This is a genomic window from Rathayibacter sp. AY2B5, assembly GCF_002931645.1.
Taxonomy (GTDB): domain Bacteria; phylum Actinomycetota; class Actinomycetes; order Actinomycetales; family Microbacteriaceae; genus Rathayibacter.
In genome coordinates this window covers 1-23844 of sequence record NZ_PSUE01000008.1, presented here as the reverse complement: position 1 = coordinate 23844, position 23844 = coordinate 1, and the positions used below count along the sequence as shown (strand labels likewise).

The following is a 23844-nucleotide window of genomic DNA, read 5'->3' as shown; positions in this document are numbered from 1 at the left end:
TGGAAGTCTGCGCCGGCGAGCCCGGTACGCGGGCGCGGCGATATCGGCCGGTCCGGCTGACCCGTCGAGTGTAGTCGACGCGGCCCCGTCGGCAGAGGAGTCTGGACGCCGCATGCGAATCGCCCCAACGGCGCCGCCCGGGCTCAGCCGAGTCGGACCTACGATCCGATCTCCTGGTACGCCGCGAACAGCAGCGACGTCTCCGGCCCCTGCAGGATGCTCGGGCGGGCGATGTCGTCGAGGACCACGAAGCGGAGCATCCCCGCGCGGGTCTTCTTGTCGCGCTGCATCGCGGCGAGGAGCGTCTCCCATCGTCCGAGCGGGTAGCTCGTCGGCAGGGTCAGCGATTCGAGGACCCGGCGCTGGCGGTCCACCACCGCGTCGCTGAGCGATCCGGTCAGGCGCGAGAGCTCCGCCGCGAACATCATCCCGACGGAGACGGCCGCGCCGTGGCGCCACTGGTAGCGCTCGGCGTGCTCGACCGCGTGCCCGAGGGTGTGCCCGTAGTTCAGGATCTCGCGCAGGCCCTTCTCGGTGAAGTCCTCGCCGACGACCCGCGCCTTGATCCCGATCGACAGCTCGACCAGGCTGCGGAACTCCTCCGACGTCGGGTCGGTGGCCAGGTCGATGTCGGACTCGATGATGTCGAGGATGCGCGGCTCGGCGATCATCCCGTACTTCACGATCTCGCCGAAGCCGGCGAGGATCTCGTTGCGCGGGAGGCTGGTCAGCACGTCGAGGTCGGCGACGACCGCCCGCGGCGCGTGGAAGGCGCCGACGAGGTTCTTGCCCTCGGCCGTGTTGATGCCGGTCTTCCCGCCGACGGCCGCGTCGACCATCCCGAGCACGGTGGTCGGCACCTGCACCAGGTCGACCCCGCGGAGCCAGGTGGCGGCGACGAAGCCGGCCAGGTCGGTGATCGCGCCGCCGCCGAAGCCGACGACCACATCCGTGCGGGTGAAGTCCGACTGCCCCATCACCTGCCAGCAGAAGGCCGCCACCTCCACGCGCTTCGCGGCCTCGGCGTCCGGCACCTCGGCGAGCAGCACCTCGTAGCGCTCGAGCAGGCTCTCGCGGATCTCGGCGGCGAGGACCGCGAGGGTCGGCGGGTGCACGATGAGCACCTTCGCGGCCCGGGGGCCGATCGCGTCGGCGAGGCCGTCGAGGAGTCCGCGCCCGACGTGGATGTCGTAGCCGTTCTCTCCGGCGACGGGGATGGCGGTGGTGCCGTCGTTCATGACTGTCTTCCGCTCGGGCGGCTCGTGGCCGCCGGGTCCGATGGTGCAGGGGTGGCGGAGGGGCGCTGCGCGCGCACCCACTCCGCGATCTCGGCGGCGATCAGGGTGATCGGCCGCCGGGAGGTGTCGACCACGGTGTCCGCGAGGGACTCGTAGACCGGGCGCCGCTCGTCGAAGATGCGGACCCAGTCGCCGACCCCGCCGCGCACCAGCGGGCGGGAGCCGGAGCCGAGCCGGTCGCGGACGGCCTCGGCCGTGGTGGTGAGGAGCACGACGGGCACGTCCGCGAGGTCGGCGCGCGTCGCGGGATCGAGCACCGCTCCCCCGCCGAGGCTCAGCACCACGTCGCGACGGACGGCGCGCTCGACGACACGGCGCTCCTCCCGGCGGAAGGCCGGCTCGCCGTGGGCGTCGAAGTAGCGGGCGATCGGGCCGTGGGTGCGCACGAACTCCGCGTCGGAGTCGACGAACCCGGCGCTCAGCGCCTTCGCGACCCGCTTGCCGATCGTCGTCTTGCCGGCGCCCATCGGGCCGATCAGGACGAGGCGGGCGCGGGCCGCGCCGGTATCGTGACCCGCCATCAGCGGGCCGCCGAGGACGCGGCCATCAGGCGAGCCCGAGACCCGGGTCGCTCGCGGCGGCCGTGCGGAGCTCGTCGGGGATGGCGGCGAGGTAGCCCTGCAGGTTGCGGCGGGTCTCGGTGACGCTGTCGCCGCCGAACTTCTCGAGCACGGCGTTCGCGAGCACCAGGGCGACCATCGCCTCCGCGACGACACCGGACGCCGGCACCGCGCAGACGTCGGAGCGCTGGTGGTGAGCGCCGGCCGCCTCGCCGGTGGCGACGTCGACGGTGCGCAGCGCGTGCGGCACGGTCGCGATCGGCTTCATGCCGGCGCGGACCCGCAGCACGGTCCCCGTGCTCATCCCACCCTCGGTGCCGCCGGCCCGGTCGCTGGACCGGGAGATGCCGGCGGCGGACTGGAAGAGCTCGTCGTGCGCCTCCGAGCCGCGGCGGGTGGTGGTGAGGAAGCCGTCGCCGACCTCGACGCCCTTGATCGCCTGGATCCCCATCAGGGCCGCCGCGAGCTGGGAGTCGAGACGACGGTCCCAGTGCACGTAGGACCCGAGTCCGGGCGGGAGACCGTACGCGAGGACCTCGACCACGCCGCCGAGAGTGTCGCCGTCGTCGTGGGCGCGGTCCACCTCGGCGACCATGAGGGCGCTGGTCGCGGCATCGTGGCAGCGCAGCGGATCCGCGTCCAGGGCGGCGACGTCGGCCGGGCCGGGCAGCGGCGAGCCCTCGGGCACGCGGACCGGCCCGATGGCGAGGGTGTGGCTGACGAGCGAGACGCCGAGCTCGCCGAGGAAGCGGCGGGCGACGGCACCGAGGGCGACGCGGGCCGCGGTCTCGCGGGCGGAGGCGCGCTCGAGCACGTTGCGGGACTCGGGGAAGCCGTACTTCTGCATCCCGACGAGGTCGGCGTGGCCCGGGCGGGGCCGGGTGAGCGCGGCGCCGCGGCCCTTGGGCAGGCTCTCGGGGTCGCGGGGCTCCGCCGACATGACGTCGACCCAGCGCGGCCACTCCGTGTTGCCGATGCGCAGGGCGATGGGGCTGCCCATCGTCGCTCCGTGCCGGACGCCGGAGGAGATCGTCAGCTCGTCCTGCTCGAAGTTCATCCGGGCTCCGCGGCCGTAGCCGAGCTTCCGGCGCGCCAGATCGGCGCGGATGTCGTCGAGGGAGACGGGGACGCCCGCCGGCAGTCCTTCGAGGACGGCGACGAGTTCGGGACCGTGGGATTCCCCGGCCGTGAGCCAACGGAGCATCCTCCGATTCTGGCACACGAGGTCAGTGCGCCGGACCCGCCGAGACGGCTCGGCGCATCGCCGCGAGCACCTCGTCCTCGCGATCGAGAGGCAGGACCGGGTCGCCGCCGACGAAGATCCGCACCTGCACGAGTGCCTGGTGGAGCAGCATCCCGAGCCCGGAGACGACCGGGGAGCCGCCCTGCTCCCAGCGCCGGGCGAGCGCGCTCGGCCACGGGGAGTACGCCACGTCGAACAGGGTCGAGCCCGCGACCGCCGCGTCGGGCACGTCGAGGCCGTCCGCCGCCCCGCCGGGGAGCGTCGAGATCACCAGTGGCGCTCCGGTGGACCAGTCGGCGAAGGAGCGGACCGAGAGCGGGACGCCGAGCGACTCCGCGAGCGGAGCGAGCTCGACGGCCCTCGACGCCGTCCGCAGGACGAGGTCGACCCGCGCCGCGCCGAGCTCGGCGGCGGCGGCCAGGGCGGAGGCGGCGGTCGCTCCCCCGCCGAGCACCTGGACGCGCTCCGCCGAGACGATGCCCGCCTCGGCGAGGGCGCGCACGATGCCCGCGACGTCGGTGTTGAACCCGCGGAGGCGGGGTGCCGGGCCGGAGCGGTCGACCAGCACCGTGTTGACCGCGCCGGTGACCCGGGCGACCGCGTCCTCCTCCGCCAGCAGCGGGCGCACCGCGTGCTTGAGCGGCATGGTCAGCGACAGTCCGTGCCAGGGCTCACCGGACACGACCTCGGAGAGGGTCGCCTCCGTCGTCTCGACGGCGCGGTAGCTCCAGTCGAGTCCGAGCACCCGGTAGGCGGCCGCGTGCAGCGCGGGCGACTTCGAGTGCGCGATCGGCGCGCCGAGGACCGCGAGGCGGTACCCGGCGGCCGTCACTGGTACTCCGGGTGGTCCCGCATCCAGGCCTGCCACTGGTCGACGGCCGCGTTGTGCTCGGCGTCGGTGGTGGAGTAGACCGTCTCGCCCGTCTCGAGGTTCACCGTGACGAAGTACATCCAGGTGCCGTCCGCGGGGTGCATGACCGCGTCGATCGCCACGTCGCCCGGGTTCGAGATCGGCGCGGGCGGCAGGCCGTCGCGCTGGTAGGTGTTGTAGACGTTGCCGGCGTCGTTCCGCTCGGCGTCCGTGGTCGAGACGCGGTCGGTCGCGCCGGTGCCGTACGCCACGGTCGCGTCCGACTGCAGGCGCCACCCCTGGTCGAGGCGGTTCTGGAACACGCGCGCGACCTTCGGGAAGTCCTCGGCGACGCGGGCCTCGCGCTGCACGAGGGACGCGAACACCACGACGCGGTAGCGGTCGTCCACCGGGACACCGGCCTGGTCGAGCGACTGGTACATCCGGTCGACCAGCGTCTTCAGGATGTCGTGCGCCGGCGTCGACGGGTCGATGTCGTACGTCGCGGGGAACAGGAACCCCTCGAGGCTCGTCGCCCCGGCCGGGAGCCCGAACGAGCCCCAGTCGGCGGCGGCCGCCTCGAGGTCCGTCAGCGCGACCCCGGTGCCGTCCGCGATGAGAGGCAGCGCCTCCTTGAGCGCCGTCCCCTCGGGGATGACGAAGGTGTTCGCGAGGCGCGTCGACTCGGAGTCGAGCAGCGCCGACAGTGCGGCCTTGGCGCTCATCTCGGCCTTGAGCGAGTACGCGCCGGGCTGGAAGACGGGCTCCGGGCTCTGAGCGAGGAGCAGGTCGTAGAAGGGGTCGTACGACTTGATGACCCCGTCCGAGACGAGGTTGTTGGCGATGTCGCTGCCGCCGTCGCCCTGGTGGATCGTGAACAGCACCTCGCTCGAGCCGGTGCCGGTGAAGTCGGTCGGCTCGGGCTCGGCGAACAGGCCGCGCACGGGCTCGAGGAAGATCGTCACGGCGATGGCGACGAGCGCGGCGAAGACGCCGAAGGCCAGAAACCCGCCGATGAGCCCGCGGCGGCTGCGGCGCTTCTTCGCGCCGCCCGTCGCGGGAGCCGCGCGGCGCCGCTTCGGGCGCGCGTCCGGGTCGAACGCGGCCGCGTCGTCGCGGCCGCGGGGCTCGGGCACGTCGGGCCCGGTGAAGAGGCGGCCCAGCGGATCGTGCGCCTCAGTCGGCGCGGGCTGCTGCTCCGGAGTCGGGTCGGGCGGAGTCGGCTGCGCCTGCTCGGCGGCGCGGGCGTCGCGGCGGCTCGGGGGGACGTCGGTCACGGGGAGGTCCTTCGTTCGGTTCGAGCAAGACTCCGGCCGGGGTGCCGGCCGAGCGCTCGGAATCGATGGCGTGCTGCAGGATCACCACGGCGGCGACCTGGTCGATCACGGCTCGGGAGCCGCGGGTGGTGCGTCCGGAGCGGTGCAGGGCGCTCTGAGCGGTGACCGTCGACAGCCGCTCGTCGACGAGCCGCACCGGAGCGGTGGGCACCGCCTCGGCGAGCAGTCGAGCGAATCCGCGCGCGTCCTCCGTCGAGGCCGTCTCGGCCCCCGACAGCGACAACGGCAGTCCGACGATGATCGCCTGGGCATCGTACTCGGCGGCGAGGTGCGCGATCCGGGAGACGTCCGAGGATCCGCCGTCAGTGCCCGCCCGCGCGACCGTCTCGACGGGCACCGCGAGCAGGCCGTCGGCGTCGCAGCGGGCGACCCCGATGCGGGCGCGACCCACATCGATGCCGAGCCGGACGCCGAACCGGCCCATTCAGCTGGTCGCTTCCTGCACCACGGCCTCGAGCGCCGCGCCGATGGCGGAGACGTCGGAGCCGCCGCCCTGGGCGAGGTCGTCCTTGCCGCCTCCGCCGCCCCCGAGGATCCCGGCGGCGCGCCTGGCGAGCGCACCCGCGCGGCGGCCCTGGTCGCGGGCGGCCTGGTTGGTGGCGACGATCACCGCGGGCTTGCCCGAGACGTCGGCGGCCAGCGCGACGACGGCCGGCTCCTGACCGAGCCGCTCACGGACGGAGGTCACGAGGGAGCGGAGCTCGTCGGTCGATCCCGCGGTGCCGATGCTCTCGGCGACGACGGTCGTGCCGCCCACCGTGCGACGGGTCGCGGCGAGGGCGGGCACCCGGTCGGCGAGGGCCTTCGCCTCGAACGCGGCGATCCGCTTCTCAGCGGCCTTGAGGCTCGCGACGAGCTCGCCGATCCGCTCGGGCAGCTGCTCGCGCGGGGTCTTCAGCGAGGACGAGATCGTGCTGACGAGGGCGCGCTCGGCGGCGAGCTCCTGGAAGGCCTCGCGGCCCACGAGCGACTCGACGCGGCGGTTGGTCGATCCGACCGAGGACTCGCTGACCAGGCTGATCACGCCGACCTCGGACGAGCGCCCGACGTGGGTGCCCGCGCAGAGCTCACGCGACCAGGGCCCGCCGATGTCGACCACGCGGACGACGTCGCCGTACTTCTCGCCGAAGAGGGCCATCGCGCCGAGCGCCTTCGCCTCGTCGATCGGGAGCTCGCGCGTGACGACCTCGAGGTTGTCCCGGATCGCCGTGTTGGCGATCTCCTCGATCTCGCTGCGGGTCTCGAGCGAGAGGGCCTGGTTCCACGAGAAGTCCAGGCGCAGGTAGCCCGCCTTGTTGTAGGAGCCGGACTGGTGCGCCTGCGGGCCGAGCACCTGGCGCAGCGCGGCATGGATGAGGTGGGTGCCCGAGTGCGCCTGCGTGGCGCCCCGGCGCCAGTCGCGGTCGACGACGGAGGTGGCGGCGTCGCCCACTCCGACCTCGCCGCTGGCGACCTGGACCTTGTGGCTGATGAGCCCCTTGACGGGCTTCTGCACGTCGAGGACCTCGAGATCGAAGCCGGAGCCGACGATGCGGCCGGCGTCGGCCTCCTGGCCGCCCGACTCCGCGTAGAGGCTGGTCGCCTCGAGGATCACCTCGGCGATGTCGCCCGCGACCGCCTTCGTGACGGAGTGCCCGCCGACGATGAGGCCGAGGATGCGCGTCTCGGTGTCGAGCACGTCGTAGCCGGTGAACAGCGTCTCGCCGTGCGCGCGGAAGTCGGCGTAGACCGAGAGATCGGCCAGCGCCGACTTCTTCGACTTCGCGTCGGCCTTCGCACGCGTGCGCTGCGCGGTCATGAGGGAGTCGAACGCCTCGCGGTCGACCGTCAGACCCGACTCCTCGGCGATCTCGAGGGTGAGGTCGATCGGGAACCCGAAGGTGTCATGCAGGAGGAACGCGGTGTCGCCCGGCAGCGTCGGCGACTCGGCCTTCTTCGTCTTCAGGACCGCGAGGTCGAGGATCTCGGTGCCGGCCGCGAGGGTGCGGAGGAACGCCTCCTCCTCGCCGTAGGCGCTGGTCGAGAGGCGCTCGAACTCCGTGGACACCTCGGGGTATGCCGACGCCATCGCGTCGCGCGAGGCGGCGAAGAGCTCGGGGAACGTCGCGGTGTCCACTCCGAGCAGGCGCATGGCGCGCACCGTGCGGCGCATCAGGCGGCGGAGGATGTAGCCGCGCCCCTCGTTGGACGGCGTCACGCCGTCCGACAGCAGCATCAGCGAGGAGCGCACGTGGTCGGCGATGACGCGCATGCGGACGTCGTCCTCGTGGACGGCTCCGTAGCGGCGGCCCGAGAGCTCGGCGGCGCGATCGAGGACCGGACGGACCTGGTCGATCTCGTACATGTTCTCGACGCCCTGCTTGAGGAAGGCGACGCGCTCGAGGCCCATGCCGGTGTCGATGTTCTTGCGCGGCAGCTCGCCGAGGATGTCGAAGTCGACCTTGCTCGTGCCCTCGCCGCGGAGGTACTGCATGAAGACGAGGTTCCAGATCTCGACGTAGCGGTCGTCGTCCGTCGCCGGGCCGCCGTCGATCCCGTAGGCGGGTCCACGGTCGAAGAAGATCTCGGAGCAGGGGCCCGCGGGGCCGGGCTGGCCGGTCGACCAGTAGTTGGTGTCCTTGTCCAGGCGCTGGATGCGCTCGTCCGGCAGTCCCGCGATCGTCTTCCAGAGCGCGATCGCCTCGTCGTCGTCCTTGTAGACGGTGACCCAGAGGTCCTTCTCGTCGAAGCCCAGTCCCCCGTCGCTCTCGGCGCCGGTGAGCAGCTCCCAGGCGTAGCCGATCGCCCCCTCCTTGAAGTAGTCGCCGAAGGAGAAGTTGCCGTTCATCTGGAAGAAGGTGCCGTGACGAGGCGTCTTGCCGACCTCCTCGATGTCGTTGGTGCGGATGCACTTCTGCACGCTGGTGGCACGCGGGTAGGGCGCGGGGACCACTCCGGTGAGGTAGGGCACGAACGGCACCATGCCGGCGACGGTGAAGAGGAGGCTCGGGTCCTCGCTCACGAGGGAGGCGGAGGGGACCACGGTGTGGCCGCGGCTCCCGAAGAAGTCGAGCCAGCGGTTGCGGATGTCTGCGGTCTGCATGGGTTCCGTTACGGTTCGGTCGGTGACGACGCGGATGTCGGGCGGCGGGGCGTCAGCCCTCGCCGATGGCGGCCTTCAGTTCGGCCTCGCGCTGGTGGTAGCCCTCGGAGACGGCCTCGCCGAGCTCCTTCGCGGTGCGGTTGATGTCGGCGAAGAGCCGGGCGCCCGCCTCGGTGCGCGAGACCTGGTGGGCGACCGCGAATCCGAGGCCGATCCCGATGACGATCAGGAGGATGTTCTTCACGGGGTGTCCTTCCACAGCGGCGGGGCGGGCGCGACGGCGCGACGACCCGTTCGATTCTAGGGCGCGGGCGCGGCGCTACTTCGAGCGCGGGCGCTTCGTGCGCTTCGCGGCGGAGCGGCCGACCGCGGCTCCGGCCTTGTCGGCCGTCCGTCCGGCGACGAGCACGGCGCGGACTCCGGCGGTGAAGCCGGCGAGCTTGATGAGCGGACCGCCGACGGTCGCGGCCGTGAGAGCGACGAGCGCGTTGACGTTGCCGGTGACCTCGGCGACGTCCTTGGTGATCGTGTCCACCCGCGCGAGCTGGTGGTTGGCCTCGCGGAGGGTGGAGGCCGACTCGTCGAGGATCGGCGTCAGGCCGTCGCTGGCCTGCTTGATGGCCTCGCTCGTGCTGTCGAAGACGCGCCCGAGCTTCCAGAGCGGGACGGCGGTGATCGCCACCAGGATCGCGAACACCCCCGCGGCGATGAGCCCTGCGATGTCTCCACCGGTCACGGTGACCTCCGTTCGATGCCGCCCAGCGCGGCACTCCAGCCTACCGACGGCCCGCGAGAGGGTCGGACGCGGGGACGGGCGCTCGGCTCGGGCGCGACGGCCGGATCGGGCGCAGCGCGGGACTCTCGGAGCGCGGCGGGCACTCCGGATCGCGACCCCGGGAACGGGAAAGGCCCCGGTGCGCACACCGGGGCCTTTCTCTGCGGGGCTGGACTCAGCGGGCCGCGTAGTACTCGACGACGAGCTGCACTTCGCAGGTCACGGGGACCTCGGCGCGCTTCGGGCGGCGCAGGAGCGTCGCCTGCAGCTTGTCGATCTCGACCTCGAGGTAGCCCGGGGTCTTGGGGAGGACGTCGACGTGTCCACCGGCGGCGGCGACCTGGAAGGGCTCGGTGCCCTCGGAGCGGGTCTTGACGTGGATGACCTGGCCCGGCTTCACGCGGAAGGAGGGGCGGTCGACCGTCTTGCCGTCCACCATGATGTGGCGGTGGGTGACGAACTGGCGGGCCTGCGCGGTGGTACGGGCGAAGCCCGAGCGCAGGACGAGGGCGTCGAGGCGCATCTCGAGGAGCTCGACCAGGTTCTCACCGGTCAGGCCCTGGGTGCGGCGCGCCTCCTGGAAGGCGATGCGGAGCTGCTTCTCGCGGATGCCGTACTGGGCGCGCAGACGCTGCTTCTCACGCAGGCGGACCGCGTAGTCGGAGTCGGCCTTGCGCTTCGAGCGGCCGTGCTCACCGGGAGCGTAGGGACGCTTCTCGAGGTAGCGGGCGGCCTTCGGGGTCAGGGGGATGCCGAGGGCGCGCGAGAGGCGCGTCTTCGAGCGGGTACGGGACGTGGTCGACACAGTGGTCCTTCCAAGGTCTGAGAGGTTCGGTCGCAGCTCTCGACCGCCGGCTCCGGGAGGAGGGCGGACGCCGCGGTCGTGTCCTCCGCGGGTGCGGGGGAAGGGTGACCGCAGTGGCGGGCTGCGCGATTCAGAGGGATGCGCTGCTCCGCTCGGCTACAGAGCGGTGGGCAACCTCGCAAGACTATCAGGCCACGGCCTCCCGTGCGGGTCGCGCGAGCTCGCGGTCGGCGCGGTCAGCCCCGGTCGCCGCGGATGATGCGCAGGAGCTTCGCCAGTCGTGCGGAGACGTCGCGCTCGTTGCCGTGCTCGGTGGGCCGGTAGTACCGCGCGCCCTGGAGCGGGTCCGGGAGGTACTGCTGCTCGAGGACGCCGAGGTCGGCGTCGTGCGGATACCGGTAGCCCTTCCCGTGGCCGAGCTTCTTGGCGCCGGGGTAGTGCGCGTCGCGCAGGTGCGCCGGCACCCGACCCGCGCGGCCCGCGCGCACGTCCGCGATGGCCGCGTCGATGGCGGAGTAGGACGCGTTCGACTTCGGGGCGGTCGCCAGGTGCACGACCGCCTGGGCGAGCGGGATGCGCCCCTCCGGCATGCCGATGAACTGCACGGCGTCGGCCGCGGCGATCGCGACGACGAGCGCCTGCGGGTCGGCCATGCCGATGTCCTCGGACGCGGAGACGATGATGCGGCGGGCGATGAACCGCGGATCCTCCCCCGCCTCGATCATCCGGGCCAGGTAGTGCAGCGCCGCGTCGACGTCCGAGCCCCGGATGGACTTGATGAAGGCGCTGATGACGTCGTAGTGCTCGTCGCCGTTGCGGTCGTAGCGCAGCAGGGCGCGGTCGACGGCGCGCGCGACGACCTCGGTCGTGATCACGGGGAGCGCGGGCTCCTCGGCGGCGGCCTCGACGGGAGCGCCCTCGTCGTCCTCGTCCTCCTCGTCCGGGTCCTCCGCGGCGGCGGCGCGGGCGACCCGGTCGGCCTCGCGGGCCTCCGAGCGGGCGGAGGTGGCGGCGGCCTCGAGCGCGGTCAGCGCCCGCCGGGCGTCTCCGGAGGCGAGCCGCACGATGCTCGCCCGGGCCTCCTCCTCCAGCGTCACCGAGTCGCGCAGACCCCGCTCGTCGTGCAGGGCGCGGTCGACCAGGACGCCCAGGTCGTCGTCGCTGAGCGGCTCGAGGGTCAGCAGGAGCGAGCGCGAGAGCAGCGGCGCGATCACCGAGAACGAGGGGTTCTCGGTCGTGGCCGCGATGAGGATGACCCACCCGTTCTCGACCCCGGGCAGCAGTGCGTCCTGCTGCGCCTTGGTGAAGCGGTGGATCTCGTCGAGGAAGAGCACGGTGGACGTGCCGTAGAGGTCGCGGGTGGAGAGTGCCTCCTCCATCACCTGCCGCACGTCCTTCACGCCCGCCGTGACGGCGGAGAGCTCGACGAAGCGGCGGCCGCTGGAGTGGGCCACCGCCTGCGCGAGCGTGGTCTTGCCCGTGCCTGGAGGGCCCCAGAGGATCACGGACACCGCTCCCCGCTCCCCCGTCGTGTCGGCGGCGAGGGCGACCAGGGGCGAGCCGGGCGTCAGGAGGTGGCGCTGGCCGGCGACCTCCTCGAGGCTGCGCGGCCGCATCCGCACGGCGAGCGGAGTCGCCCCGGAGCGGAGTCCGGCCTGCTGCATGGTCATGCCCCCAGCGTAACGACGGCCTCCGACAGAGCCCCGGCCCGACTGCCCGGCGCGACGGAGCGGCGTTTGTCGCGCCTCCGGCGGTTCTCGTAGGCTCGACGCGGCCTGCGTGCGCGGGCCGCCGCGCCGAAGCCGCGCGGACGAGGACGTCGGAGGAACACGTGGCCCAGGGCAAGTCGAACGACCGCGAGGCGCGCACCCGGCTCCGGGCCTACCAGGCCCGTCAGAGCCTCCACCGCTCGAGGCAGAAGCGGCGCGTGCGCGACAACGTGATCGCGGCGATCGCCGCCGTCGTCGTGATCGGGCTCGCGGTCGTCGCCCAGATCCTCTACTTCTCCGGCGGCCCCGGCACCCCGGTCGCCGAGCCGACCTCCTCCTCCTCCGCGACCCCGACGCCCGAGGCGACGGGGTCGAACACCGGCGACGTCCCCTCCTCCGACATCGCCGAGGGCCGCGACTGGACGGGCACGCTCACGATCGGCGAGGACCCGCTGGGCATCACGCTCGCCGGCGCCGCTGCCCCGCAGGCGGTGTCCTCCTTCATCTCGCTGACGCAGTCCGGCTTCTACGACGGCGTCTCCTGCCACCGCCTCACCACGGAGGGCCTCTACGTCCTCCAGTGCGGCGACCCGAACGGCGACGGCACCGGCGGCCCCGGCTACAGCTACGGCCCCGTCGAGAACGCGCCCGAGGACGGCGTCTACCCGGCCGGGACCATCGCGATGGCCCGCCAGGGCGGCAACGGCTACAGCCAGGGCAGCCAGTTCTTCGTCGTCTACCAGGACACGACCCTGCCCGCCGACGCGGCCGGCGGGTACACCGTGCTCGGGCAGGTCACCTCGGGACTCGACGCGCTCGTCAGCGACGTCGTGTCGAAGGGCACGGCCGACGGATCGGGTGACGGCGCCCCCGCCGAGCCCGTGACCATCACCTCCGTCTCCGTCCAGTAGCCGCACCCGCGGCGTCGTCACGGTCCGCCCGCGCGGGGAGTGCAATAGGCTTGTCGTCACTGCCCGTTCGCGGCCGAGCGCGGTCTTCGGCCCTCCGGCCGTCGAGCCCCACCGGCCGACGACGCGACGGGCACCGAGAAGCACGACATCGAACAGCAAGGTGAGGCTCCGAGCGATGAGTGACCAGCAGCCGTGGGGACGGGTCGGCGACGACGGGACGGTCTACGTCCGCGTCGGCGACGGGGAGCGAGAGGTCGGCCAGTACCCCGATGCGACTCCCGAGGAGGCGCTCGCCTACTACGAGCGCAAGTACACGGAGCTCGCCGGGCAGGTCTCCCTGCTCGAGCAGCGCGCCAAGCGGGGCGCACCCGCCGGAGACGTCGCCCGCACGGTGCAGTCGCTGTCCGCGGCCATCGCGCAGGCGAACGCGGTCGGCGACCTCGAGTCGCTGCAGACCCGGGTCGACGCGCTGAGCGGCTCCGTCGAGGATCTGACCGAGCAGCAGGCGGCCGAGTCGAAGGCCGCGCTGTCCGAGGCACTCGCCTACCGCGAGGCCATCGTCGCTGAGGCCGAGGCCCTGGCGGCGGTCGACCCGGCGAAGACGCAGTGGAAGCAGGCCAGCGCCGCGATCGACGACCTCTTCGCCCGCTGGCAGAACCACCAGCAGCAGGGTCCGCGCCTGCCCAAGAACGACGCGAACGAGCTGTGGCGCCGGTTCCGCGGTGCGCGCACCACGATCGAGCAGAACCGCAAGGCGTTCTTCGCCGACCTCGACTCCGCGCACCGCGAGGCCAAGCAGGCCAAGCAGGCGCTCATCGACCAGGCCGAGGCGCTGGTGCCCCAGGGCGCCGACGCCATCCCGGACTACCGCGCGCTCCTGGAGCGCTGGCGGGTCGCGGGCCGCGCAGGCAAGCGGTTCGACGACGCGCTCTGGGCGCGCTTCAAGGCCGCCGGCGACGCGATCTACGGCGCCAAGGCCGAGATCGTCGCGCAGGAGAGCGTCGAGTACACCGAGAACCTCGACCTCAAGCTCGCCCTCCTCGAGGAGGCGGAGCCGCTCCTGCAGGAGCAGGACCGCGAGAAGGCTAAGCGGGTGCTGCTCTCGATCCAGGAGCGCTGGGACGCCGTCGGCCGCGTGCCGCGCGAGCAGGTGCGCACCGTCGAGGACCGCCTCCGCAAGGTCGAGGCGCACGTCCGCAAGCTCGACGAGGAGCACTGGAACCGCAGCAACCCGGAGCGCAAGGCCCGCTCCGAGGGTCTCGCCTCGCAGCTGACCGCCGCGATCCAGCAGCTCCAGGACGAGCTCGACGAGGCGAAGGCGCGCGGCGACCGCGACGCGATCGCCCAGGCTCAGGAGGCGCTCGACGCCCGCAAGGTCTGGCTCGACGCGATCGGCTAGACCCGCGCCGGCGGATCCCTCCACAGATCCGCTCGCGACGCTCCGGAGGGGAGGCGCATCGGCCAGCATGGCCGGATGCGCCTCCCCTCCGTGCTCCTCCCCGGGCACCTCCCTCTCGCGGAGCTGTGCGCCGCCCGCCTCGACGGCGAGCTGGTCGCGCTCGACGAGGGCTTCCTCGTCGCGGACCTGCCCCTGGGGGCGTCCGAGCGGGCCGCCTCCCTGCGCTCGTTGCTCCCCCGCGGCGCCGTCGCCGATCGTCTCTCCGCCGCATGGGTGCACGGGGCGACGCACGGCCCGCCGCCGGTGCACAGCGCCTCGATCGACCGGCGGAAGCGCCGACAGGCGCCGTCGAACCCCCGCCTGCGCTGCCACGAGGTCCTGCTCGACGAGGACGACGTCGTCCTCCTCGGCGGCGCGCCGGTCACGTCGCCTGCTCGCACGCTGATCGACCTCGCCCGGACGGAGGACGCGGGCGCGATCCTCCGGGCGCTCTCTCGGAGCACCCGGACCGGCCTCGACGCCGTCCTCGCGAGGCTGGAGGAGGGCAGCGCCGTCGCCGGACGGAGGATCGTCGGACGACGGCTGCGGGCGGCGCTCGGCGAGGCGCCGCCCGGGGATCAGCCCGCGTTCACCCGGTAGACGTCGTAGACGGCGTCGATCCGGCGCACGGCGTTCAGCACGCGGTCCAGGTGGGTGGTGTCGCCCATCTCGAAGACGAACCGGCTGATCGCCAGCCGGTCGCTCGAGGTGGAGACCGTCGCCGAGAGGATGTTGACGTGGTGCTCCGAGAGCACGCGCGTCACGTCGCTCAGCAGGCCCGAGCGGTCCAGCGCCTCGACCTGGATCTGCACGAGGAAGATGCTCTTGGAGGACGGCGCCCACTCGACGTCGACGATCCGCTCCGGCTCCTTCAGCAGCTCCTGCACGTTGTGGCAGTTCGCCTGGTGCACGGAGACGCCGGCTCCCCGCGTCACGAATCCGACGATCTGATCGCCCGGAACCGGAGTGCAGCACTTCGCGAGCTTCACGAGGATGTCCGGCGCGCCCTTCACGAGGACGCCCGACTCGCTGCTCCGGCTCCGCGGCCGGGGCGAGCGAGGGAGGGTGACCTCGTTCTCGTCCGACTCCGGATCGCCCTGGATGGAGGAGACGACCTTCTCGAGCACCGACTGGGTCGAGACGTGGCCCTCGCCGACGGCCGCGTAGAGCGCCTCGACGTCGTTGTAGCGCAGCTGGCTGGCCACCTCGGTGAAGGTGTCCTGGCTCATCAGCTTCTGCAGCGGCAGGTTCTGCTTCCGCATCGCCCGGGCGATGGAGTCCTTGCCCTGCTCGATCGCCTCGTCGCGCCGCTCCTTGGTGAACCACTGCCGGATCTTGTTGCGGGCCCGCGGGCTCTGCACGAAGTGGAGCCAGTCCTGGCTCGGTCCCGAGTCGGGGTTCTTCGAGGTGAAGACCTCGACCACGTCGCCCGTCGTCAGAGCCGACTCCAGCGGCACGAGGCGCCCGTTGACCTTGGCGCCCATCGTCCGGTGCCCGACCTCGGTGTGCACCGCGTAGGCGAAGTCGACCGGGGTCGCACCGGTCGGCAGGCCGATCACGCGTCCCTTCGGGGTGAAGACGTAGACCTCCTTGGCGCCGATCTCGAAGCGGAGGGAGTCGAGGAACTCGTTCGGGTCTGTGGTCTCCGACTGCCAGTCCGAGAGGTGCGCGAGCCAGGCGAGGTCGGTGTCGTTCGATCCGGAGGTGGGCACCTTGCCGGTGGCCATCTGCTCCTTGTACTTCCAGTGCGCCGCGATGCCGAACTCCGCGTGCTGGTGCATCTCGTTGGTGCGGATCTGGATCTCGACCGCACGCCCCTTCGGCCCGACGACCGTCGTGTGCAGCGACTGGTAGAGGTTGAACTTCGGAGTGGCGATGTAGTCCTTGAACCGGCCCGGCATCGGCGTCCAGCGGGCGTGGATCGAGCCGAGCACGGCGTAGCAGTCGCGCACCGAGTTCACGAGGACGCGGATGCCGACCAGGTCGTAGATCTCGTCGAACTCGCGACCGCGGACGACCATCTTCTGGTAGATCGAGTAGTACTGCTTCGGCCGGCCGACGACACGACCGCGGATCCGCCCGGCCCGCAGGTCCTCGCTGATCAGGTCGATGACGTTCTGCACGAACTCCTCGCGCTGCGGCGTCCGCCGCTTCACCAGGCTCTCGATCTCGTTGTAGATCTTGGGGTAGAGCACCGCGAAGGACAGGTCCTCGAGCTCCCACTTGATCGCCTGGATGCCGAGGCGGTGCGCCAGCGGCGCGTAGATCTCGAGAGTCTCGGTGGCCTTGCGGGCGGCGGATTCGGCGGGGACGAAGCCCCAGGTCCGCGCGTTGTGGAGGCGGTCGGCGAGCTTGATGATCAGGACGCGGATGTCCTTCGACATCGCCACGATCATCTTGCGGACGGTCTCGGCCTGCGCGCTGTCGCCGTACTTGACCTTGTCGAGCTTGGTGACGCCGTCGACGAGCATCGCGACCTCGTCGCCGAAGTCCGCGCGGAGCTCGTCGAGCTGGTAGTCGGTGTCCTCGACGGTGTCGTGCAGCAGCGCGGCGGCGATCGTCTTCGAGCCGATGCCGAGGTCGGCGAGGATCTGCGCGACGGCCAGCGGATGAGTGATGTAGGGCTCGCCGCTGCGGCGCTTCTGGTTCGCGTGCGCCCGCTCCGCGACCGAGTACGCGCGCTCGATCAGCGCGATGTCGCTCTTCGGATGGTGCATCCGGACGGTGCGGACGAGGGTGTCGACAGCACCGGAGGGCTGCGCGCGCGAGAAGATCCGCGGGACCAGTCTGCGCAGGGCAGCGGTCGAGGACGTCGTCGTCGTTTCCGTCACGCGAGGATCTCCATCGCCCCATTATCGCCCGTGCGGACGGCGCCGATGACCGTTCCGCCCGGGGCGGACGGCGCCGGCGTCAGCCGATGCGTCCCGGGCGCCCCTCGCCGTCGACCACGTCGCCGCCCGCCGCGGCCCAGGCGGTCATGCCGGCGTCGACGTTGGCGACCTCGTAGCCGGCGCCGTCGAGGGCCTGCGTCACCATCGCGGAGCGGACTCCGGAGTGGCAGACCACCAGGATCGCCGTGTCGGCCGGGAGCTCGTCCTGCCGGGCGCCGATCTCCCCCATCGGGATGTGGTGGGCGGCCGGAGCATGCCCCACCGCCCACTCGTGCGGCTCCCGGACGTCGAGCAGCCAAACCTCGTTGCGCTCGACGAGTCCGACGGCGTCGGCCGCCGTGACCTGTGCGTAGTCGGCCACGGCTCAGCCCTGCACGGCCGGCGCGGCCGGCGCGGTCGCCTTCGCCCGGGCCGACTCCACGCGCTTGTCGTGCTTGGAGATCTCGGGCTCCCGGCTGCGCAGCTGGGCGTACAGCGGCGCCGCGACGAAGATCGTCGAGTACGTGCCGACGATGATGCCGATCAGCAGGGCGAGCGAGATGTCGCGGAGCGTGCCCGCGCCGAGGACGAACGCACCGATCACGAGGATCGCGGCCACCGGGAGGGCGGCGACGATCGAGGTGTTGATGGAGCGCACGAGAGTCTGGTTCTCGGCCAGGTTCACCGTCTCGGAGAAGGTGCGGGTCGTGCTGCCGAGCGCCTCCACGGTGTTCTCGCGGATCTTGTCGAAGACCACGACCGTGTCGTAGAGCGAGTAGCCGAGGATCGTCAGCAGTCCGATCACCGCCGCCGGCGACACCTCGGTGCCGGTGATGCCGTAGACGCCCGCCACGATCACGAGGTCGTGCAGGAGCGCGACGATCGCCGCGAGCGACATCTTCCAGGTGCGGAAGTACGCCCACATGGCCAGGGCCGCGAGGACCACGAAGATCACCAGGCCGCGCAGGGCCTGCTGGGTCACGTCGTTGCCCCACGCCGCTCCGATGAAGGAGGAGGCGACCTGGTCGGTGGGCACGTCGTACGCCTCCGACAGGGCGTTCCGCACCGCGGTCGACTCGTCGGTCGAGAGCTGGCCGGTCTGTACGCGGATGGAGTCGTCGCCGACGATGGACACGCGCGGCACGGTCTCCGGAGCGACCGAGGTCACCGCGTCCGTCGCCGTCGCCTGCTCGAGGCTTGACGGCGAGGACACCGTGAACTGCGAGCCGCCGGTGAACTCGATGCCGAAGTTGAAGCCGCCGCGGGCGACCGTCCCGAGCAGCGTGATCAGGATCAGGGCGAGCGAGACGAGGTACCACGTGCGGCGCCGGCCGACGAAGTCGATCGATCGCGCACCGGTGTAGAGGTCGTTTCCGAACTGCGAGAAGCTGGCCATCACGCGTCCTTCCCGTTCGAGTCGTTGGAGTCGCGCAGGCCGGCCGCCTCGGCGGCCTTCCGCTCGGCGATGGTCTGGCGCTTGGCCGCCTCGCGGGACGCGGAGGCGCGCTTGCCGGCGACCACCTGGTCCTGCGGACGGAAGGCGGCACGGCCGCGGTAGACGGCCCCGAGCGCCCGGGGATCCAGGCCCGAGGCCTTGTGCCCCTCGGCGAAGAACGGTCTCGTGGCCATCAGCTGCAGGATCGGGTGGGTGAACAGCGCCACCACGATCAGGTCGATGATCGTCGTGATCCCGAGGGTGAGCGCGAAGCCGCGGACACTGCCGACGGCGAGGAGGAAGAGGACCACCGCGGCGAGCAGGTTCACCATGTCGGACGCGAAGATGGTGCGCAGCGCGCGCCGCCAGCCGGACTCGACGGCGGACTCGAGGCCGCGTCCGTCGCGGAGCTCGTCGCGGATGCGCTCGAAGTACACGATGAACGAGTCGGCCGTGATGCCGATCGCGACGATGAGACCCGCGACTCCTGCGAGCGAGAGGCGCAGTCCCTCCCGCCAGGACAGCAGCGTGACGACGAGGTAGGTGACGATCGCCGCGACGAGCAGCGAGGCGATCGTGACGGCTCCGAGAACGCGGTACTGCGCGATGGAGTAGACGATGACGAGGATCAGGCCGATGAGGCCGGCGAGCAGGCCGCTGGCGAGCTGGGCGGAGCCGAGCGTCGCCGAGATGCTGTCCGAGCTCTGGACCTGGAAGCCGATCGGCAGCGCGCCGTACTTGAGCTGGTCGGCGAGCGTCTTCGACGACTCCTGGGTGAAGGAGCCCGAGATCTGCGCGTTGCCGTCGGTGATGGCGGCGTTCGTCGACGGGGCCGAGATGACCCGGCCGTCGAGGACGATCGCGAACTGGTTCTGCGCACCCTGCAGCGCCACGAGGCGCGAGGTCACGTCGCCGAAGGCCTGCGTGCCCTGGTCGTCGAACGAGAGGTTGACGGCCCAGGTGCCGGTGCTGGCGCCGGAGGAGGTCGTCATCAGGCCGTTCGAGGCGTCCGAGATGTCCTCGCCGGTGATCTCCACCGGGCCGAGGACGTACTTCACCGTCCCGCTGTCGTCGCAGGTGATGAGCGGCTGGTCGGCCGGGGCGAGGTTCGGGTCCTGGCCGTTGAGGAACGCGCAGTCGAACGAGGTGTACTGGGCCTCGAGCGCCGGCGTGAGGTAGGCGAGGTCGCTCGCGTTCGTCGGCGAGGCGGTCGGCTCCGTCGAGAGCGACGGGTCGACGGGCGTCGGCGTGGGCGAGGACGTCGCGTCGCCGCCGACCGAGCTGTTGGTGGCCTGGCTCGCGACGAGGACTGGGCGGAAGTCGAGCTTCGCCGAGGCCTCGATGCGCTGGAGCGTCTCGTCGTCGGGCGTGCCCGGGATCGAGACGACGATGTTGCTCGAGCCCTGGGTCGTGATCTCGGCCTCGGAGACGCCGGACGCGTCGATGCGCTGGCGGATGATCGAGACGGCCTGCGTCAGCTGCTCCGACGAGACGGTGTCGCCGTCGTTCAGCTGCGGCTGCAGGACGATCTGCGTGCCGCCCTCGAGGTCGAGGGCGAGCTTCGGCGTCCAGGAGCCGCCGCCCCAGAGGACGGCCGCCGTATTGAGTCCGACGAGAGCGAGGATCAGGACACCGAGCCAGCTCAGGGAGCGGCGGGCCTTCCGGACGGGGGTTGATGCGGCCACCCAGGGCTCAGCTTTCTCTTCGGTCGACGGTGATCGGCCCGGGGACGCCCGGGCGTGGAGAAGGGCGGGCGGGCGCCGATGCGCCCGGCCCGCCCAGGAGACTACTGCGCGTCGGGGCGGCGGTCGCGCTCGACCGGGTCCACCAGCGGGTCGCGGTGCGCGGAGTCGCGCTCGCCGAACTCGGGCGAGCCGGTCGCGGTCAGCGGGTCGGCCTCGTCCTCGGTCTCGACGACGACGGCGTTCTCGCTAGGGTCGATGAGCCGGGCGATCGCCTGACGGTGGATGGTCAGCAGCGTGCCGGGGGTCGACTCGATGACGATCTTGTTCGCCTCGTCGTCGATCGACACGACGGTGCCGAAGAGGCCGGAGCCGGTCATGAGCTCCACCCCCGGCTGGAGGTTGTTCTTCATGCTCTCCGCGTCGCGCTGGCGCTTCTTGTTGTTGCGGAACATGAAGATGATCATCACGGCGAGCAGCAGGACGAGCAGGATGATCGTCGGATCCATGGGTGGGCCTTCCGGAGTGGATGGGCGATCCGCCGCGCGGCCTCAGGTCGAGGCGGAGCGGATCGAGCGGCCCGTCGGGCCTAGAGAATCATAGATCATCGGGGAACAGGGGCGGCTGAGCCGCCGTCCCCCGGGGGTCGATGCCGAAGTGGCGGTAGGCGGCGGGGGTCGCCACGCGGCCGCGCGGCGTCCGGGTCAGCAATCCGATCCGCACGAGGAACGGCTCGACGACGGCCTCGACCGTCTCCGCCTCCTCCCCCACCGACACGGCGAGGGTGTTCAGGCCGACCGGCCCCCCGTCGAAGCGGGTCAGCACGATCTCCATCACCGCGCGGTCGAGCCGGTCGAGTCCGAGCGCGTCGACGTCGTAGAGCTCCAGCGCCGCGCGGACGGCGGTCACGTCGGCCCGTCCGCCGTGGACCAGGGCGAAGTCCCGCACCCGCCGGAGCAGGCGGTTGGCGATGCGCGGGGTGCCTCGGCAGCGGCCGGCGATCTCGGCGATCGCGTCCGCGTCGATGTCGAGCTCGAGCAGCCGTGCCGCCCGGGCGAGCACCTGCCGCAGCTCGTCCTCCGCGTAGAACTCGAGGTGCGCGGTGAAGCCGAAGCGGTCGCGGAGCGGATTGGGCAGCAGGCCGGAGCGGGTCGTGGCGCCGACGAGCGTGAACGGGGCGAGATCCAGCGGGACGGACGTCGCTCCCGCCCCCTTGCCGACCATGATGTCGATCCTGAAGTCCTCCATCGCGAGGTAGAGCATCTCCTCCGCGGAGCGCGCCATGCGGTGGATCTCGTCGATGAAGAGGATCTCGCCGGGCAGCAGCGAGGAGAGGACGGCGGCGAGGTCGCCCGCGTGCTGGATCGCGGGGCCGCTGGAGAGCCGCAGGGGCGAGGAGCTCTCCTCCGCCACGATCATCGCGAGGGTCGTCTTGCCGAGACCGGGCGGGCCCGCCAGCAGGATGTGGTCCGGGGTCCGGCCCTGCATGGCCGCGGCCTTGAGCAGCAGCTCGAGCTGGCCGCGCACCTTGCGCTGGCCGACGAACTCGCTGAGGTTCCTGGGCCGCAGGGCGCCCTCGAAGGCGACCTCGGCCTCCGATGCGACCTCGGCGCCCAGCACCTCGTCGCTCACGAGCGGGCCGCCGGACCGAGGCGGGCGAGGGCGAGCCGGAGCAGCGCCTGCACGTTCGCGGCGTCGGAGGCCTGCGCGTCGAGCAGGATCTCGTCGACCACATCGGCCGCGGTGCGCTCGGGCCAGCCCAGGCCGACGAGCGCCGCGAGCACGTTCTGCGCGGCGGTGGCGGCGGGACCGGAGCCGCGGGCGGCGCGCGGACGGACGGTCACCTTGCCGGCGAGCGACAGGATGATCAGCTTGGCCGTCTTCGGGCCGATGCCGCTGACCTTCCGGAACACCCCGTCGTCCTCGTCGGCGACCGCCTGCGCGATCCGGTCCGGCTCGACCGCGCCGAGCACGCCGAGGGCGGACTTCGGGCCGACGCCGGTCACGCCGATCAGCAGCTCGAAGATCTCGAGCTGCTCCTCGTCGGGGAAGCCGTAGAGGGTGAGCGAGTCCTCGCGGACGACGAGCACGGTACTGACCGTGGTCTCGTCGCCGACGCGCATCTCGAGCGCGTGCTGCGGGGTCACGTTCACCGCGTAGCCGACGCCGTGGACGTCGAGGACGGCGAGACTCCCGCGGGCGGAGAGGACGGTGCCGCGGAGGGAGGAGATCACCGCGTCAGTCTAGATGCTCGAACAGGCGTTCGACTCGCGGCCTCGGCGGCGCGCCACGCCCGCTGCGCTGCTGTGCCGCCCGCCGCTCCGTCGGCACCGGCTCCCGCCGACCCGGAGGACGGCGCGAGAGGGGCCCGCCAGGCGTGGCAGACGGCCAGGGCGAGGGCGTCGGCCGCGTCGGCCGGCCGCGGCGGGGCGTCGAGCCGGAGGACGCGCTGGATCATCGCGGTGACCTGGCGCTTGTCCGCGGCTCCGTAGCCGGTGACGGCGGCCTTCACCTCGCTCGGCGTGTGCATCCCGACCGGGAGCCCGCGCCGGGCCGCCGCGACGAGGGCTACGCCGCTGATCTGCGCGATGCCCATCACGGTGCTGACGTTGTTCTGCGCGAAGACCCGCTCGATCGCGACGGCGTCGGGGCGGTGCTCGTCGAGCAGCGCCTCGAGCCCGTCGCCCAGGGCCAGCAGGCGGCGCTCCAGCGCGTCGTCGGGCGGTGTCCGGAGGACCGTCACGTGCACGAGGGTCGCGCGGCGGTCGCGCGAGACGTCGACGATGCCGACGCCGCAGCGGGTGAGCCCGGGGTCGATCCCGAGGACGCGCATCAGGCCGCCCTCCAGGATCGGGCCGGGCTCACCGCGTCACTCCTCGTTCTCGAGCTCGGCGCGCACCTCGGCCGTGATGTCGAGGTTGGTGTAGACGTTCTGCACGTCGTCCGAGTCCTCGAGCGCGTCGATCAGGCGGAAGACCTTGCGGGCCGTCTCGGCGTCGGCCTCGACCTGGAGGGAGGCGACGAACTCGATGTCGGCGGAGTCGTAGTCGATGCCCGCCTCCTGCAGGGCCGAGCGGGCCGGGACGAGCTCGCTCGGCTCGACGCGGACCTCGAAGCTCTCGCCGTGGTCGAGCACGTCGTCGACACCGAAGTCGAGGACCGCGCCGAGCACGTCGTCCTCGGTGACGCTCTCTCCGTGGGGCACGGAGATGACGCCCTTGCGCGCGAAGTTGTACGCGACGCTGCCCGGGTCGGCCATGGTGCCGCCGTTGCGGGTCATCGCGGTGCGGACGTCCGCCGCGGCGCGGTTCTTGTTGTCGGTGAGGCACTCGACGAGCAGGGCGATGCCGTTGGGGCCGTAGGCCTCGTACATGATCGTCGTGTAGTCGATGACCTCGCCGGTGAGGCCGGCACCGCGCTTGATCGCGCGGTCGATGTTGTCGTTCGGCACCGAGGTCTTCTTCGCCTTCTGCACGGCGTCGACGAGCGTCGGGTTGCCGGAGAGGTCGGCGCCGCCGATCTTGGCGGCCACCTCGATGTTCTTGATCAGCTTGGCGAAGGACTTCGCGCGGCGCGAGTCCTTGATCGCCTTCTGGTGCTTGGTCGTGGCCCACTTGGAATGCCCGGACACGGTGCTCCCTCGGAAATCTCGTTGCGTGCGGCCCCCGAGGGCGCCGCTGATGGCAGGGGCCAGTCTATTCGAGAGCCGGTCCGCGCCCGTCTCGGCCCGAGCACCGAGCCTTCCGCGCCCGTCTCGCCGGCGACGAGCCGCCCTCCCGGCGCGCCCCCGCACCGCCGAACGCACGATCCGCGTCCCAGCGGATCCCGCTAGGCGGACGCGACACGCCC

Annotated in this window: 22 protein-coding genes and 1 pseudogene; 3 read left to right on the top strand and 20 right to left on the bottom strand. The window is 72.2% G+C overall.

The genetic code is table 11. The features are described from left to right. Positions 1-158: 158 nt before the first annotated feature. The 11 genes and pseudogenes from aroB to C5C30_RS07385 all read right to left on the bottom strand — a co-directional run bounded on the left by aroB (position 159) and on the right by C5C30_RS07385 (position 11620). Positions 159-1238 (bottom strand): 3-dehydroquinate synthase, encoded by a 1080-nt coding sequence (gene aroB, locus C5C30_RS07435; protein ID WP_104224752.1) that lies wholly within the window; start codon positions 1236-1238, stop codon positions 159-161. After that, positions 1235-1819, bottom strand: a complete 585-nt coding sequence (locus C5C30_RS07430) for a shikimate kinase (protein ID WP_104333456.1) — start codon at positions 1817-1819, stop codon at positions 1235-1237. Before C5C30_RS07430 ends, aroB begins: the two co-directional genes overlap by 4 nt. A 25-nt stretch (positions 1820-1844) precedes the next feature. Beyond that, positions 1845-3062: a chorismate synthase gene (gene aroC, locus C5C30_RS07425; RefSeq protein ID WP_104246778.1), complete on the bottom strand. Its 1218-nt coding sequence runs from the start codon at positions 3060-3062 to the stop codon at positions 1845-1847. 22 nt (positions 3063-3084) lie between these two features. Next, positions 3085-3933, bottom strand: a complete 849-nt coding sequence (locus tag C5C30_RS07420) for a shikimate dehydrogenase (protein ID WP_258063458.1) — start codon at positions 3931-3933, stop codon at positions 3085-3087. After that, positions 3930-5228, bottom strand: a complete 1299-nt coding sequence (gene mltG / locus C5C30_RS07415; RefSeq protein WP_181131498.1) for an endolytic transglycosylase MltG — start codon at positions 5226-5228, stop codon at positions 3930-3932. Before mltG ends, C5C30_RS07420 begins: the two co-directional genes overlap by 4 nt. Before the next feature lie 10 nt (positions 5229-5238). After that, positions 5239-5712 (bottom strand): annotated as a pseudogene (ruvX, locus tag C5C30_RS07410) (Holliday junction resolvase RuvX); the annotation flags it as partial. Next, the gene (gene alaS, locus C5C30_RS07405; RefSeq protein WP_104269497.1) at positions 5713-8370 is read right to left on the bottom strand and encodes an alanine--tRNA ligase; all 2658 of its coding nucleotides are present in this window, start codon (positions 8368-8370) and stop codon (positions 5713-5715) included. Positions 8371-8422: 52 nt separating this feature from the next. Continuing rightward, entirely contained in the window at positions 8423-8614 is a 192-nt protein-coding gene (locus C5C30_RS07400; protein ID WP_104225329.1) for a hypothetical protein, read from the bottom strand. A 75-nt stretch (positions 8615-8689) separates the two neighbouring features. Continuing rightward, complete coding sequence (locus tag C5C30_RS07395; protein ID WP_104224759.1) at positions 8690-9106, bottom strand: DUF948 domain-containing protein; 417 nt, start codon at positions 9104-9106, stop codon at positions 8690-8692. A gap of 214 nt (positions 9107-9320) precedes the next feature. Beyond that, entirely contained in the window at positions 9321-9950 is a 630-nt protein-coding gene (rpsD, locus tag C5C30_RS07390) for a 30S ribosomal protein S4 (protein ID WP_068210518.1), read from the bottom strand. 236 nt (positions 9951-10186) lie between these two features. Then, entirely contained in the window at positions 10187-11620 is a 1434-nt protein-coding gene (locus tag C5C30_RS07385; RefSeq protein WP_104225330.1) for a replication-associated recombination protein A, read from the bottom strand. Between the two features lie 161 nt (positions 11621-11781). Here C5C30_RS07385 and C5C30_RS07380 point away from each other — a divergent pair, with 161 nt between their 5' ends. The 3 genes from C5C30_RS07380 (at position 11782) to C5C30_RS07370 (ending at position 14608) form a co-directional block, all read left to right on the top strand. Continuing rightward, positions 11782-12570 (top strand): peptidylprolyl isomerase, encoded by a 789-nt coding sequence (locus C5C30_RS07380; protein ID WP_104333455.1) that lies wholly within the window; start codon positions 11782-11784, stop codon positions 12568-12570. Positions 12571-12745: 175 nt separating this feature from the next. Continuing rightward, positions 12746-13969 (top strand): DUF349 domain-containing protein, encoded by a 1224-nt coding sequence (locus tag C5C30_RS07375; protein ID WP_104333454.1) that lies wholly within the window; start codon positions 12746-12748, stop codon positions 13967-13969. A gap of 75 nt (positions 13970-14044) precedes the next feature. Then, positions 14045-14608, top strand: coding sequence for a type IV toxin-antitoxin system AbiEi family antitoxin (locus tag C5C30_RS07370; RefSeq protein ID WP_104225333.1), 564 nt, complete (start codon positions 14045-14047; stop codon positions 14606-14608). On the opposite strand, the gene C5C30_RS07365 is transcribed toward C5C30_RS07370, so the two are convergent. The 9 genes from C5C30_RS07365 to C5C30_RS07325 all read right to left on the bottom strand — a co-directional run bounded on the left by C5C30_RS07365 (position 14587) and on the right by C5C30_RS07325 (position 23626). Then, positions 14587-16839: a bifunctional (p)ppGpp synthetase/guanosine-3',5'-bis(diphosphate) 3'-pyrophosphohydrolase gene (locus C5C30_RS07365; protein WP_104225334.1), complete on the bottom strand. Its 2253-nt coding sequence runs from the start codon at positions 16837-16839 to the stop codon at positions 14587-14589. The genes C5C30_RS07370 and C5C30_RS07365 overlap by 22 nt on opposite strands. Positions 16840-16918: 79 nt before the next feature. Next, entirely contained in the window at positions 16919-17260 is a 342-nt protein-coding gene (locus C5C30_RS07360; protein WP_104333453.1) for a rhodanese-like domain-containing protein, read from the bottom strand. A 3-nt stretch (positions 17261-17263) separates the two neighbouring features. Then, the gene (gene secF / locus C5C30_RS07355) at positions 17264-18274 is read right to left on the bottom strand and encodes a protein translocase subunit SecF (RefSeq protein WP_104233316.1); all 1011 of its coding nucleotides are present in this window, start codon (positions 18272-18274) and stop codon (positions 17264-17266) included. After that, a complete protein-coding gene (gene secD, locus C5C30_RS07350; protein ID WP_104261519.1) occupies positions 18274-19998 on the bottom strand; it encodes a protein translocase subunit SecD in 1725 nt (574 codons plus the stop codon). The genes secF and secD overlap by 1 nt, the downstream gene beginning before the upstream one ends. A gap of 101 nt (positions 19999-20099) precedes the next feature. Continuing rightward, entirely contained in the window at positions 20100-20504 is a 405-nt protein-coding gene (yajC, locus tag C5C30_RS07345; RefSeq protein WP_104233318.1) for a preprotein translocase subunit YajC, read from the bottom strand. An 88-nt stretch (positions 20505-20592) separates the two neighbouring features. Next, on the bottom strand, positions 20593-21627 hold the full coding sequence (gene ruvB, locus C5C30_RS07340; RefSeq protein WP_104224769.1) for a Holliday junction branch migration DNA helicase RuvB: 1035 nt from the start codon (positions 21625-21627) through the stop codon (positions 20593-20595). Then, the gene (ruvA, locus tag C5C30_RS07335; RefSeq protein WP_104225337.1) at positions 21624-22229 is read right to left on the bottom strand and encodes a Holliday junction branch migration protein RuvA; all 606 of its coding nucleotides are present in this window, start codon (positions 22227-22229) and stop codon (positions 21624-21626) included. The genes ruvB and ruvA overlap by 4 nt, the downstream gene beginning before the upstream one ends. Beyond that, a complete protein-coding gene (ruvC, locus tag C5C30_RS07330; RefSeq protein WP_104225338.1) occupies positions 22226-22828 on the bottom strand; it encodes a crossover junction endodeoxyribonuclease RuvC in 603 nt (200 codons plus the stop codon). Before ruvC ends, ruvA begins: the two co-directional genes overlap by 4 nt. A 36-nt stretch (positions 22829-22864) precedes the next feature. Continuing rightward, on the bottom strand, positions 22865-23626 hold the full coding sequence (locus tag C5C30_RS07325) for a YebC/PmpR family DNA-binding transcriptional regulator (protein ID WP_104224772.1): 762 nt from the start codon (positions 23624-23626) through the stop codon (positions 22865-22867). Between the last annotated feature and the right edge of the window lie 218 nt (positions 23627-23844).